General features: G+C 68.1%; 13 protein-coding genes. 8 read left to right on the top strand and 5 right to left on the bottom strand.

The annotated features are described in order from the left end of the window. Window positions 1–71 precede the first annotated feature (71 nt). Complete coding sequence (andR, locus tag QZM72_RS14940) at window positions 72–1,031, top strand: anthranilate 1,2-dioxygenase regulatory protein AndR (RefSeq protein ID WP_301738524.1); 960 nt, start codon at window positions 72–74, stop codon at window positions 1,029–1,031. 143 nt (window positions 1,032–1,174) lie between these two features. Here the strand turns inward: andR and QZM72_RS14935 are convergent, their stop codons facing one another. From QZM72_RS14935 to QZM72_RS14925, 3 genes are all read right to left on the bottom strand, one after another. Next, a complete protein-coding gene (locus tag QZM72_RS14935) occupies window positions 1,175–1,486 on the bottom strand; it encodes a hypothetical protein (protein ID WP_301738523.1) in 312 nt (103 codons plus the stop codon). 44 nt (window positions 1,487–1,530) lie between these two features. Then, window positions 1,531–3,228: a methyl-accepting chemotaxis protein gene (locus QZM72_RS14930; protein ID WP_301738522.1), complete on the bottom strand. Its 1,698-nt coding sequence runs from the start codon at window positions 3,226–3,228 to the stop codon at window positions 1,531–1,533. Window positions 3,229–3,396: 168 nt separating this feature from the next. After that, window positions 3,397–4,287, bottom strand: coding sequence for a LysR family transcriptional regulator (locus QZM72_RS14925; protein ID WP_089469232.1), 891 nt, complete (start codon window positions 4,285–4,287; stop codon window positions 3,397–3,399). 91 nt (window positions 4,288–4,378) lie between these two features. On the opposite strand from QZM72_RS14925, the gene QZM72_RS14920 reads away from it, so the two are divergent. The 3 genes from QZM72_RS14920 to catC are packed head-to-tail and all read left to right on the top strand — an operon-like array spanning window position 4,379 to window position 6,781. Next, window positions 4,379–5,512: a muconate/chloromuconate family cycloisomerase gene (locus QZM72_RS14920; RefSeq protein ID WP_301738521.1), complete on the top strand. Its 1,134-nt coding sequence runs from the start codon at window positions 4,379–4,381 to the stop codon at window positions 5,510–5,512. A 32-nt stretch (window positions 5,513–5,544) separates the two neighbouring features. Then, on the top strand, window positions 5,545–6,447 hold the full coding sequence (gene catA / locus QZM72_RS14915) for a catechol 1,2-dioxygenase (protein ID WP_301738520.1): 903 nt from the start codon (window positions 5,545–5,547) through the stop codon (window positions 6,445–6,447). A 43-nt stretch (window positions 6,448–6,490) separates the two neighbouring features. Beyond that, a complete protein-coding gene (catC, locus tag QZM72_RS14910; RefSeq protein ID WP_301738519.1) occupies window positions 6,491–6,781 on the top strand; it encodes a muconolactone Delta-isomerase in 291 nt (96 codons plus the stop codon). A 155-nt stretch (window positions 6,782–6,936) separates the two neighbouring features. Here catC and QZM72_RS14905 read toward each other — a convergent pair whose 3' ends face one another. Then, window positions 6,937–7,716 carry an NAD(P)H-dependent oxidoreductase gene (locus tag QZM72_RS14905; protein ID WP_301738517.1) on the bottom strand — a complete coding sequence of 260 codons (780 nt, stop codon included), beginning with the start codon at window positions 7,714–7,716 and terminating at the stop codon, window positions 6,937–6,939. A gap of 86 nt (window positions 7,717–7,802) precedes the next feature. On the opposite strand from QZM72_RS14905, the gene QZM72_RS14900 reads away from it, so the two are divergent. Both QZM72_RS14900 and QZM72_RS14895 read left to right on the top strand, forming a co-directional pair. After that, on the top strand, window positions 7,803–8,696 hold the full coding sequence (locus QZM72_RS14900; protein WP_301738515.1) for a LysR family transcriptional regulator: 894 nt from the start codon (window positions 7,803–7,805) through the stop codon (window positions 8,694–8,696). Window positions 8,697–8,861: 165 nt separating this feature from the next. Continuing rightward, window positions 8,862–9,266, top strand: a complete 405-nt coding sequence (locus QZM72_RS14895) for a DUF2471 family protein (protein ID WP_089469226.1) — start codon at window positions 8,862–8,864, stop codon at window positions 9,264–9,266. 186 nt (window positions 9,267–9,452) lie between these two features. Here the strand turns inward: QZM72_RS14895 and QZM72_RS14890 are convergent, their stop codons facing one another. Beyond that, window positions 9,453–11,486 carry an NADPH-dependent 2,4-dienoyl-CoA reductase gene (locus QZM72_RS14890; protein ID WP_089469225.1) on the bottom strand — a complete coding sequence of 678 codons (2,034 nt, stop codon included), beginning with the start codon at window positions 11,484–11,486 and terminating at the stop codon, window positions 9,453–9,455. A 75-nt stretch (window positions 11,487–11,561) separates the two neighbouring features. On the opposite strand from QZM72_RS14890, the gene QZM72_RS14885 reads away from it, so the two are divergent. Together QZM72_RS14885 and QZM72_RS14880 are read left to right on the top strand one after the other, a co-directional pair. Continuing rightward, on the top strand, window positions 11,562–12,632 hold the full coding sequence (locus QZM72_RS14885) for an AraC family transcriptional regulator (RefSeq protein ID WP_301738514.1): 1,071 nt from the start codon (window positions 11,562–11,564) through the stop codon (window positions 12,630–12,632). Window positions 12,633–12,836: 204 nt separating this feature from the next. Beyond that, window positions 12,837–13,382 carry a hypothetical protein gene (locus QZM72_RS14880; protein WP_301738513.1) on the top strand — a complete coding sequence of 182 codons (546 nt, stop codon included), beginning with the start codon at window positions 12,837–12,839 and terminating at the stop codon, window positions 13,380–13,382. Window positions 13,383–13,385: the final 3 nt, after the last annotated feature.

Here is a 13,385-nt window from a genome sequence, read left to right as displayed (position 1 = left end):
GCGACCCGGCGCACGATCGCGACCCATTCGTCGGATCGAAGCGCGCGTCGTCCATACCCAGGCACAGGCCCATGTCCCCAACGTCGTTCGAGCCGCTCGCGCTGCGCGCGCACCGGCTGTTCGAATCCCGCGATCTCGACGAGACGCGCGAGCGGATCTCGCGCGTGATGCAGCCGCACGCGCTGCTGCCGAGCGGCCGCGTGCAAGGCGCGTCGCACATGGATTTCGTCCGGCTGGGCGGGCTCGGGATCGGGACGATCGCGTTCGGCGATGCGATGCGCGTGCAGGTCGACGCCGTCGACGGCTATTACCTGCTGATGTTCTGCCTGTCCGGCCAGGCCGAAGTGCGCGCGATGGGGCGCCAGCTCGGCGTCGACGGGCAGACGGGCGTGCTGTGCGCGCCCGGCGAGCGCTTCGACGCGGTGCTGTCGGCCGATTGCGAGCAGTTCGTGCTGCGCATCGACGCGGCGACCGTCGGCGCGCTGACCGGCGACCCGCGCGCGACGCTCGACCCCGTGCTGCACGTGAGCGACGCCGCGCTCGCCGCGTGGCGCCAGCAGCTGATGCTCGTCGCGCGGTCGCCCGAGCTGCTCGAACGCGCGAACGCGAACCCGCGCGTCGCGTCGCAGCTCGAGCATCTGCTGATCGACCTGCTGATCGAAGGCCACCCGCCGTCCGCGCTGCAGGCGTCGCACCGCGACCCGGCGCCGGGCTTCGTGCGGCGCGCACAGGAATTCGTCGATGCGCACTACGCGCAGCCGCTGCAGCTTGCCGATATCGTCCAGGCCGCCAACGTGCCCGAACGGACGCTGCGCGACGCGTTCCTGCAGTTCCGCGGCGTGAGCCCGATGCAATACCTGCGTGCGACGCGGCTCGCGCATGCGCGCGAACTGCTGCGCGGCGCGGCATCCGACCGGCGGATCGCCGATATCGCGCTCGACTGCGGATTTACCCATCTCGGGCGATTCGCGATCGCGTATCGGGAAAAATTCGGCGAATCGCCGTCGGAAACGCTCGACGCGAAGCGCTGAAGCCGTCCGCGCATGCGCCGCGCCGCACGCCGCATGTCGCGCGTCGTCCTGCCGATCGCCATTCCCACCCTTCGCCTTCCGTGCGTGCGGGCGGCCGCGCCCCGATCGACGGTCGGCCCTCGCTCGCGCGACGACTGCGGGCTCTATGCCGGCGGCCCGCGCCGCGGCACGGGATTCGTCGCCGTCTCCGCGCACGGCCGGCGCGCCGCGTCAAGCCGTGCGGCCGCGCACGCGAGCGCCCCTTCGATCCGTTCGAGCATCGTGCGCGTGGCCTCGCTGCGCGGGCTCGCGCGCAGCAACAGCCCCAGCCACTTCAGCCGCCGCGCGAGCATCGGCACGACCAGCGTTCGGACGATCAGCCGCTGATCCCCGTCCGACGGATCGAAACGCACGCATGCGTCGACGAGCGCATCGAGCGTGAGTACCACGTGAGCAGAACGCGTCGAGCCTTTCATGGGCCGATACTCCCGTCGCAGCAGCCTGCGGACCGTTATCCCGATCAAAACGCCTGCCAGTCGACGGCTCCGCCCGTGACAGGTTCGCTCGGCCCCGCCGCCGCCGGCACCCCCGCCGGCGGTCGCGTCGGCGCGCGGGCGAGTGCGGGTGCAGATGCAGGCGCCGACGACGCCACGACCGGCACATCGACGGCGTTCGGCGCGAGCTTGAACGTGGCCATCGCCGCCTGCAGACGGCCGGCCTGCTCCTCGAGCGAATGCGCGGCCGCGGCCGCCTGCTCGACGAGCGCCGCGTTTTGCTGCGTCACCGTGTCCATCTGCTCGATCGCCAGATTGACCTGCCCGATCCCCTGGCTCTGCTCGCGCGACGCAGCCGCGATTTCGGCGACGATATCGGACACCTGCTTGATCGCGAGCTTCACCTCCCCCATCGTCGCGCCGACGCCCGTGGCCTGCTGCGCGCTGTCCCGGATCATCGACACCGACGCGCCGATCAGTTCCTTGATCTCCTTCGCGGCAGCGGCCGAGCGCTGCGCGAGGCTGCGCACCTCGCTCGCGACCACCGCGAAGCCGCGCCCCTGCTCGCCGGCGCGCGCGGCCTCCACCGCGGCGTTGAGCGCAAGGATGTTGGTCTGGAACGCGATGCCCTCGATGACGCCCGTGATGTCGGAAACCTGGCTGGAACTGCTGCTGATCTGCCCGATCGTCGCGACCATGCCCTGCACGGCATCGTTGCCGGCATCGGCCATGCCGGTCGCGCGCGTCGCCAGCGTATTGGCCTGCTGCGCGTTGTCGGCGTTCTGCTTCACGGTCTCGGTCAGTTGCGTCATGCTCGACGCGGTTTCCTCGAGCGACGCGGCCTGCTGTTCCGTGCGGGCCGACAGATCGGCATTGCCGCTCGCGATCTGGCGCGACGCGACCGCCACCGCTTCCGCGCTGCGCTTGATGCCGCGCACCGTCGCGCCGAGCTGCCGATCCATCGTCGCCAGCGCACCGAGCAACCGGCCGAATTCATCGTGCGAATCGACGTCGATCCGGTTGTCCAGCGACCCGCCGGCGATTTCGTCGGCCACGCTCACGGCCCGCCCGAGCGGCGTCGAGATGTGCCGCATCAGGTGCGCGGACACCCACGCCGCGACCAGCACGCCGACGCCGATCAGGCCGATCGCGATCCACACGATCATGACGAAGGTCGACGCGCTGTCGTCGACGAACGACTTCGCCTGATCGATGTTCAGCGCGATGTCGTCGTCGAGCGCCTGCTTGAGCGCGCCGGCGGCGGGCGCCAGACGGTCGATCGCCGCGGCGGCCGCGTCGCGGTCCCCGCCGCCCACCGCCGCGAGCGCTTCGCCCACGCCCGCGCGGAACCGGGGCAGCACGTCGCGGATCCGGTCCGCGATGCGGCGCTCCTTGTCGCTCGTGATCGACTCACCGTAGTAGCGGTTCCATATCGTGTCGAGACGGCGTTGTTCGGCACGCGTCTCGTCGATCCCGCTGCGCGCCCGCGCGGGATCGCGCTCGGACAGCGCCCCACGCAGCCGAAGCTGCGTCTCGAAGGTCGCGGCGCGAATTTCCGACAATTCGCTGATCGGCAAAGTGTTGCCCGTATAAGCGTCATGGACGTTCGAATTCAGCCTCGACAGGCCGAACAGGCCGAACACGCCGATGGCGACCATGAGCGCGACACACGCGGCAAGCGCGAAAAAGATCCTGAACTTTATGCTTTTCCCAAATCGGCTCACGCTGCTCTCCTCGAATGTTGCAGGTCGATGCGGAAGGAGAATCCCCACTTCCAACCCTGTTTACGGAGCGCAACATTGCCGGTTTATCCGGCGCCGGCGGGAGAGAAAAAACCATGTGCGGCAATAATCGGCACACGCGGCGAGCGTTGTTGGGTCATCGGGCGGCCATCACGCCGACGGCACGATCATCTCCCGCGCGATCGCGCAGAACGCGGCCGTCGCCGCGCTTTCGCCGTGCAGCCGGCGGCTCATGATGATCGGCGACGTCGCGCCCGGCTCCGGCAGCCGCCGGTAGACGACACCCTTCACACGCACGCCCTCCACGCTCTCCGGCACCAGCGACACGCCCACTTGCGCGGCGACGAGCCCGAGCGCCGTCTGCAACTCGCGCACCTCGTGCACGGCCGCCGGCACGACCGCGCCGTCGCGCAGCGCCGACAACTGCTGATCGGCGAAGCTCGGCCGCGGCGTGCTCGGGTAGACGATCATCGTCTCGTTCGCGAGATCCGCGAGCGTCAGCGGCCGGGCCGGATCGGCGAGCCGATGCCCGACCGGCAGCGCCGCGATCAGCTTTTCCTCGATCAGCGCCTCGCGCACCAGTTGGTCGTCGTCGAAGCGCAAGCGGCCGAACCCCACGTCGATCCGCCCGCCCTTCAGCGCGCCGAGCTGCTCCAGCGTGAACATTTCGATCAGCGACAGCTCGACGTCCGGCTGCGCCTCGCGAAACGCGCGGATCACGTCCGGCAGCGCGCCGTACAGCGCCGACGGCACAAAGCCGATCACGATCCGCTCCGACGATTGCGCGAGCCGGCGCGTCAGCGGCCCCAGTTCGTCGGCCTGATCGACCAGACGTTTGGCCTGCGTATAGAACACGCGCCCGGCATCGGTCAATTTCAGCGGCCGCGCGCCGCGCTCGAACAGCGGCAACCCGATCTCTTCCTCGATCGCCTGGAGCTGACGGCTGAGCGGCGGCTGCGTCATGTGCAGCCGCTCCGCGGCCCGCGTGATGTTCATTTCCTCGGCGACGGCGATGAAGTAACGGAGCTGGCGCAATTCCATTTCATGCCTCGAAGGTATGGAAGTAGTCGGAAAGAGTGTTGGACGACGGCGGGCGGGAATTCCTACCATGTTCACCAACAGGAGGAATCGCATGATAGCAACTGCCGCCACCATCGAACGCATCGAGACGTTGCTGGTCGACGTGCCGACGATCAGGCCCCACAAATTGTCGGTCGCCACGATGAATTGCCAGACCCTCGTGCTGATCCGCATTCGATGCACGGACGGTATCGAAGGCGTCGGCGAGGCGACGACCATCGGCGGTCTCGCCTATGGCGAGGAGAGCCCCGAGAGCATCAAGGTCAACATCGACACCTACTTCGCGCCGCTGCTGCAGGGGATGGACGCGACGCGTCCGGGCGCCGCGATGGCGCGGGCGCGCAAGCTGTTCCAGGGCAACCGCTTCGCGAAGTGCGCGATCGAGACCGCGCTGTTCGACGCGCAGGCGCGGCGTCTGGGCGTGCCGCTGTCCGAGTTGTTCGGCGGGCGCCGGACCGATGCGGTCGACGTCGCGTGGACGCTCGCGAGCGGCGATACGCAGCGCGACATCGCGGAAGCCGAAGCGATGCTCGACGCGCGCCGCCATCGCGCGTTCAAGCTGAAGATCGGCTCGAACGCGGTCGCCGACGACGTGGCCCACGTGGTCGCGATCAAGCGTGCGCTCGGCGAGCGCGGCGACGTGCGGGTCGACGTGAACCAGGCTTGGAGCGAAACCGATGCGATCTGGGCCGGCGCGCGGCTCGCCGACGCCGGCGTGAGCCTCGTCGAGCAGCCGATCGCCGCGACCAACCGCGCGGGGCTCAAACGCCTGACGCAGCTCGCGCAGGTGCCGATCATGGCCGACGAGGCGCTGCACGGCCCCGTCGATGCGTTCGCGCTCGCGCAGGATCGCGCAGCCGACGTGTTCGCGGTGAAGATCGCGCAATCGGGCGGCCTGCAGGGCGCGGCGAGCGTCGCGTCGATCGCGGCGGCGGCCGGCATCGAACTGTACGGCGGCACGATGCTCGAAGGCGCGGCCGGCACGATGGCGTCCGCGCAACTGTTCAGCACGTTCGACTCGCTGAAATGGGGCACCGAACTGTTCGGCCCGCTGCTGCTCACCGAGGAGATCCTCGTCGAGCCGCTGCGTTACGAGGATTTCAAGCTGCATCTGCCGGCGACGCCCGGCCTCGGCATCACCTTCGACTGGGCCCGCATCGAACGGATGCGACGCGGCGCCCGCTGATCCCCACACGACAACCGACACCGGAGACACAGATGAACAAGCAAGCCATCGACGCCCTGCTGAAAACCTTCGACGACGCCGCCGAGAAGCCCGGCAACCCGCGCGTACGCGCGATCGTCAACCGGATCGTGAAAGATATCTGCTACACGATCGAGGACTTCGACGTGCAGCCGAGCGAGTTCTGGACCGCGCTGAACTACCTGAACGAAGCCGGCCGCGAATTCGGGCTGATCGCCGCGGGCCTCGGCCTCGAGCGCTTTCTCGACGTGCGGATGGACGAAGCCGAGGCCAAGGCCGGCATCCAGGGCGGCACGCCGCGCACGATCGAAGGCCCGCTGTATGTCGCCGGCGCGCCGGAATCGGTCGGCCACGCGCGCCTCGACGACGGCACCGATCCGGGCCAGACGCTGATTATGCGCGGCCGGGTGCTCGGCCAGGACGGCGCGCCGCTCGCGAACGCGCTGGTCGAGGTGTGGCATGCGAACCATCTGGGCAATTACTCGTACTTCGACGCGTCGCAGCCCGCGTTCAACCTGCGCCGCTCGATCCGTACCGATGCCGAAGGCCGCTACAGCTTCCGCAGCGTGCTGCCGGTCGGCTACAGCGTGCCGCCGGGCAGCAAGACCGAGCAACTGCTCGACCAGCTCGGCCGCCACGGCCATCGTCCGGCACACATCCACTTCTTCGTTTCGGCGGACGGTTATCGTAAGCTGACGACGCAGATCAACATCGATGGCGATCCGCATCTGTGGGACGACTTCGCGTTCGCGACGCGCGACGGGCTGATCCCGCCGGTCAGGCAGGCGGAGGGCGCGGAAGGCAAGCCGTACGGCGTCGACGGGCAGTTCGCGCTGATCGACTTCGACTTCTCGCTGCTCAAGGAAAAGCAGGACGTGCCGGGCAGCGAGGTCGAGCGGGCCCGCGCGCAGGCGTGAACACGCTTTCCCTTCGACGAATCGACCACGCAAGGAGTGCAGGATGCTGTTTCATGTGGAAATGACCGTTCGCCTGCCGGCGGACATGGATCCGGTCAAGGCGGCCACGCTGAAGGCGGAAGAAAAGGCGATGTGCCAGCGGCTGATGAACGAAGGTGTCTGGCGCCATCTGTGGCGAATCGCCGGGCAGTATGCGAACGTCAGCATCTTCGACGTCGACAGCGTGCAGCAGCTGCATGACGTGCTGAGTCAGTTGCCGCTGTTTCCGTATATGGAGATGGACGTGCGGGCGCTGTGCCGGCATCCGTCTTCGGTGCGGGAAGACGATCGGTAAGCAACGATGCATCGCGGCCGTGACCCACGGCCGCGCGATGCCACGAGATGCACGACCCGGGCGGCCGGCGATGTCACGCAGGCCGCCCGGGTTTTTTGCATTTTGCGTTGGCGGCGGGTGTCCGCGTCACCCTGCATCGCGGTGTGCAGTCATCGTCAGGCAGCCAGGTGCGCGGCAAACCCCACCTTCCCCGGCGCGATCTCGTCCTTCAACGTCAGCGCCGGAATCTCGTAATCGCCGGCACTCTGCCGGCGGAAAGGAATCGGCGGCGTGGTCCACAAATCGTCCAGACGCTGGCCGAGCGCCGAACACGTTTCGTCGAAGCGCGCGGCATTCATCTTGCCCGTCCGGTAGATCACGAACGGCGGCAGCACGTCGAACCCCGGGTAATACAGCACCCCGTGCTGGATCGGGAACAGCAAGTCGTCGATCGGCCCGTTGATGCCGCGCGGGCTGTAGTGCGGCTCCCACCCGCCCGTCGTGACGACGATCATCGCTCGCTTGCCGGCCAGCGACCCTTCGCCGTAGCGGTCGCCCCAGTGCGTATCGGAATGCTCGCCGACGCCGTACGCAAAACCGTATGCATACACGCGCTCGAACCAGCCTTTCATGATCGCGGGCATCGAGAACCACCACAGCGGAAACTGCAGGATCACCGCGTCGGCCCACTTCAGCTTGTCCTGCTCGCGCGCGATGTCTTCGCTCTGCGTACCTTCCGCGAACGCGCGCTTCGAATCGAGCGCGGGATCGAAGCGCGCGTCGGGCGCATGATCGATCACGTCGTTCGCATCGAACGCCGCCTTCCAGTCCATCGCATACAGGTCGCTCACCTGCACCGCGTGGCCGGCCGCTTCGAGATGCGCGACCGCGAAATCGCGTAGCGCGCCGTTCAGCGAACGCGGTTCCGGATGGGCATACACGATCAGTACATTCATGGTCATCACTCCGTGGATTGAATGACTGCAGGATGCCGTCCTCGAAGGTATATTTGAAATGAATTCCCGATATTCCAGCTATAGACATGAATAATCTCAGAAGGCTCGACCTGAACCTGCTCGTCACGCTGGACGTGCTGCTCGCCGAGCACAACGTCACGCGCGCGGCCGAGAAGCTGAACATGTCGCAGCCGTCGGTCAGCGTGCAGTTGCAGAAGCTGCGCGACGTGTTCGGCGATCCGCTACTGCTGCCGGGGCCGCGCGGGATGCGGCCGACCGCGCGCGCGGAAGCGCTGCGCGAGCCGTTGCGCGAGGCGCTCGAAGCCGTCGAACGCGCGGTGATGCCGGCCACGCCGTTCGATCCCGCGACCGCGACGCACACGTGGCGCGTGGCCGCGACCGACTACGGCGAATCGACGATCGTGCTGCCCGCGCTGCGCATGCTGCGTTCGACCGCGCCCGGCACGCGGCTGGCCGTCGTCGAACTCGTGCCGCCGCGCATCGAGCAGGAAGCCGAACGAAACGGCATCGACCTCGCTTTCCATACGACCGAGGGCGCGCCGCCCGGCATGCGGCGCCTGCCGCTGTTCGTCGAGCGTTACGTGCTGATCGGCCGCGCCGGTCATCCGAAGCTGAAGCGGCGCCCGACGCTTGCGCAATTCGGCGCGCTCGAGCACGTGATCGTGTCGCCCGACGGCGGCGGCTTCTTCGGCGTGACGGACGAAGTACTCGCGAAGAGGGGAGCCACGCGGCGCGTCGTGCTGTCGGTGCCGCACTTTCTGTTCGTGATGTCGGCCGTCGCGAGCACCGATCTCGTCGCGATGCTGCCCGAGCGGCTGGTGCGCGACGTGCCCGCGCTGCGCGTGGTGGACGCGCCGGTCGAGGTGCCCGGCTATGAAATGTCGATGCTGTGGCACGAGCGCGTGCATCGCGATCCGGCGCATCGATGGCTGCGCGAGACGATCGCGGCGGCGGTGTAAGTCGTCCGCCCGATCGATGCGATTCGCCCGCGTCGAGCGCCTACGGACGAAATCCTGCATTCGGGGCTTGAAACCGCGCCGAACACTGTATATATTTACAGTGCTTTTGCACCATTTGACCCGAATTCCGTCATCCATAGACGAACGGACTTTTGTGAGGCGACCATGTTCCAGGCTTCCGCATTCGATCCCGAGCAACCCGGCTTCAACCCCGTCCACTTCGAGCGCGCCGCGCAGCGGGCGGTCGTCGATCTGCAGCGTGTCGTCGGCGGCCCCGCGCAACGGGCGCTCGGCCTGCGCCGCCGCACGCATCCGGCGGCCGTCCGCACGATGAGCTGGCAGGCGCTGCTGAACGTCGAAGAACTGGCGTTCTCGAATCCCGGGTTCCTGAACCGCAACGATCCGACCGTCGTCGACGCGTTCATCCGGCTGCGCGACAGCCGGCTGGTCGCCGCGGACGTCGAGGAGCCGGTCGACTGGCACCGCGACGACGACGACCTCCCGGCCGTCTACCTGATCGTCAAGGCGATGCTCGAAGCGGAGCAGGAAGAGCGGGCCGAAGCGGCCTGAGCCGCGCCGGTCGATCGCGGTTTCGGGCTGGCGGGCTCGCGCCGCCACGTTGCGTGGCGGTGCGGGCGGCGCGGTCGTTGGTTATGGTTCTGCGCACGTGAAACGGCGCAACAAGCCGCGAACCGTCGTGCAGGCCGATCATCGCCACGCGACGACCGGCCGAACGACCCTCGCAGCGCCCGCCCGTTACAACCGCGCCGCGAGCCGCGCGCCCTGATCGATCGCGCGCTTCGCGTCGAGTTCGGCGGCCAGTTCCGCGCCGCCGATCAGGTGCACCGAGCGTCCGGCCGCCTGCAACGGCGCGAGCAACGCGCGCTGCGGCTCCTGCCCGGTGCAAAGCACGATCGTGTCGGCTTCGATCAGTTCATGATCGGCGCGCTGTTCGCCGTACGACACATGCAGCCCGCGCGCGTCGATCCGTTCGTAGTTCACGCCGCCGACCATCTTCACCTGCTTCATCTTCAGCGTCGCGCGGTGAATCCAGCCGGTCGTCTTGCCGAGCCCCTTGCCGAGCGGCGCGGCCTTGCGCTGCAGCAGCGTCACTTCCCGCGCCGGCGCCGATACCTGCGCACGCGTCACGCCGCCGCGCGTCTCGGCCGGGTCGGTCACGCCCCACTCGGCCTTCCATTCGTCCAGATCGAGTGCCGGCGATTCGCCGTCCTGAACCAGATATTCGGCGACATCGAAGCCGATCCCGCCCGCGCCCACCACCGCGACTCGCCGGCCGACCGGCTGCCTGCCCGCGAGCACGTCGATATAGCTGAGCACGTTCGACCCGTCCTGCCCCGGAATCTTCGGGTCGCGCGGCGCGACGCCCGTGGCGAGCACGATCTCGTCGTAGCCGCCCGCGATCAGGTCGCTCGCGTCGACGCGGCGGTTCAGGTGCAGCTTCACGCCGGTCAACTCGACCTGCCGGCCGAAGTAGCGCAGCGCTTCATGAAACTCCTCCTTGCCCGGAATCCGCTTCGCCATGTTGAACTGGCCGCCAATCTCGGCCGCGCCGTCGAACAGGTCGACCTGATGGCCCCGCTGCGCGAGCACGGTCGAACACGCGAGCCCGGCCGGCCCCGCGCCGACCACCGCGATGCGCTTCGGCTGCGCCGCGGGCGTGTATTTCAGCTCCGTCTCGTGGCACGCGCGCGGATTCAGCAGGCACGATGCGATCTTGTTCTTGAACGCGTGGTCGAGGCACGCCTGGTTGCAGCCGATGCAGGTATTGATTTCGTCGGCGCGACCCTGCGCGGCCTTGACGACGAACTCGGCATCCGCGAGCAGCGGGCGCGCCATCGACACCATGTCCGCGCAGCCGTCCGCGAGAATCTGCTCGGCCACTTCGGGCCGGTTGATCCGGTTGGTCGTCACGAGCGGGATGCCGACCTCGCCCTTCATCTTCTTCGTCACCCATGCGAACGCGCCGCGCGGCACCGACGTCGCGATCGTCGGCACGCGCGCCTCATGCCAGCCGATCCCCGTGTTGATGATGGTGGCGCCCGCGCGCTCGACCGCCTTCGCGAGCTGCACGGTTTCGCGCCAGTCGCTGCCGTCCGGAATCAGGTCGAGCATCGACAGCCGGTAGATCAGGATGAAGTCGCGGCCGACCGCTTCGCGCGTGCGCTCGATGATCTCGATCGGCAAGCGGATGCGGTTCTCGTACGACCCGCCCCACTGGTCGGTGCGCTTGTTCGTGTGCATCGAGATGAACTGGTTGATCAGGTAGCCCTCGGAGCCCATGATCTCGACGCCGTCGTAACCGGCCTCGCGCGCCAGCTTCGCGCAGCGCACGAACGCGCGGATCTGCCGCTCGACGCCGCGCGCGCTCAGTTCGTGCGGCGCGAACGGCGAGATCGGCGACTTGATCTTCGACGGCGCGACCGCGAACGGGTGATAGCCGTAGCGGCCCGTATGCAGGATCTGCAGCGCGATCTTGCCGTCCTCCGCATGCACGGCGCCGGTGATCTCGCGATGCCGGCGCGCGGCGGCCGACGTCATCAGCGTGCCGCCGAACGGCTTGGTCCAGCCGGCCACGTTCGGCGCGAAGCCGCCGGTCACGATCAGGCCGACCCCGCCGCGCGCGCGCTCGGCGAAATAGTCGGCGAGGCGCGGCAGCGTCTTGCGGCTGTCCTCGAGGCCGGTGTGCATCGAGCCCATCAGCACGCGATTCTTCAGCGTCGTGAAGCCGAGATCGAGCGGGGCGAGCAGGTGGGGAAAGGGTGTCGTCATGATGATTCGGCCAATAAGCGATGCCTGCCATCGTAGGCGTGCGTCGCCTTGAACGTGAGGGGGCAAACAGCCATAATGCTTGTCATTTCCGGCCAAATCGACATGACTTCCCCCTCTCGCAAGGATCGCCTCGGGCTGCGCCGGCCGACGATTCCGGTCGCCTATCCGCGCCTGCTGCTGCAGGCGTTGGCCGCGCGCGGCGTCGACTTGGCCGCCGTGCGCGCCGGCACAGGCCTGCGCGACGCGGTGCTGGCCGAGCCGGACGCGCGCGTCGCGCCGTCGCAATGGGGGCGGCTCGTGCTCAACGCGATCGAAATCGGCGGCGATCCGGGCATCGGGCTCGCGTTCGGGCTGCTGCTGAAACCGACCGTGCACGGCTTTCTCGGCTACGCGACGCTGACCGCGCGGGACATCCGCGACGCGCTATCGGTCACGCAGCGCTACTTCCGGATGCGCAATCGCCAGTACCGGCTGACCTATGCGGAAGACGAGCGCGGCGCGACGCTCGAACTGCACGGCGTGCAGGCGAACCCCGTGCTGCAGCATCACGTGATGTTCGAATTCGTGCTGACGGGGCTCGCGCAGAACATCTCGCAATGGTCCGGCCGCGCGTCGCCGCCGATCAGGCTGCAATTCGCGTGGCCGGAGCCCGCGTATTTCGCGCGCTATCGCGATACGTTGCCGCCGGTGGCATTCGGCTGCGCGGCCAATGCGCTGTGGATCGCGCGCGACGTGCTCGACTGGCCGCTGCCGCTCGCCGACGAAGTCGCGCACCGGCAGGCGCTCGTACAGGTGGAACGCGAATATGCGCAGGTGCGGCAGGAGGAAGGCGATCTGGTCGAGCGCGTGCGGGCGGAACTGGCGCGCGCAGCCGGCGATTATCCGGGGCCGGACATGCTCGCCGACGCGCTGCTCGTATCGACGCGCACGCTGCGGCGCCGGCTGGAGGAAGCCGGGTCGAGCTATCGGCAATTGCTCGACGAAGCGCGGTTTCGCGACGCAAAACAGTTGCTCGCCGCGTCGGATCTCGATCTGAAGACGATCGCCGAGCGGCTGCAATTCACCGACCCGGCGAATTTCACGCGTGCGTTCCGGCGCTGGGCCGGGCAGACGCCGGGCGCGTTTCGGGACGCGGCGGCTGAGTGATCGCGTCAGCGGTGACCCGGGCACTGGTACGCGAATAACGCCGAACCGCCGGCGGCAGCGTACGGCTGCCGCTACGCGCGGATTTCATTGCCACGCGCCGGGCCACCCGTCGCCCGGCAATGCCGGACGGTCGGCCGAAAGCGTTGGCGTATGATGGGCGCCACATCAAAACGACGTCGCGCGGACCCGCGCCCTCTCCGACCCATGCCCAATCGCACCACCCTGATCGAGGCCACGATCGACCGCGTCGATACCAACCTCATCCGAGTCAAGGCCGATGTCAGGAAGCACCCGCCATACCGTTTGACGATGCAGAACGTCTGCTACTTCGTCACGGCCAACGACGTCGATGAAGAAGCATTCAAGCAGATCGAGAAACTGAGACCCGGCATGTCGGTACGCGCCTGCACATTCGAGCATCGCGGCCGCCGCCGAATCGCGTGGATCAGGAGCGGCAGCCTTGCCATCGCGCCGTACGACGTGATCGCGCACAAGCGACGGAACCTGTCGCTGCTTGCCTGGGCGTCGTGCCTGGTCGTGCTGAGTCTGGGTACCGCTGCCGCGGCACTCCATTCGGGTTGGGCGTTCACCTCGGCACTGGCCACCGTCGTGTCCATCGTCGGTCTGGTGGGCAACCTGGTCGCCATCGGCGGCTTGTCCGACCTGATCTTCCAGCCGCAGCGACGCGAAGCCCAGGATTGCTGGCTAGGCGAACCGTCCGGTTTCAGCGCGGAGCGCAGCAGCCGATGACGA

The organism is Burkholderia sp. AU45388 (assembly GCF_030481585.1).
Lineage (GTDB): Bacteria > Pseudomonadota > Gammaproteobacteria > Burkholderiales > Burkholderiaceae > Burkholderia > Burkholderia sola.
The sequence above is the reverse complement of the archived record's forward strand: the minus strand, read 5'-3'. Positions and strand labels throughout refer to the sequence as shown.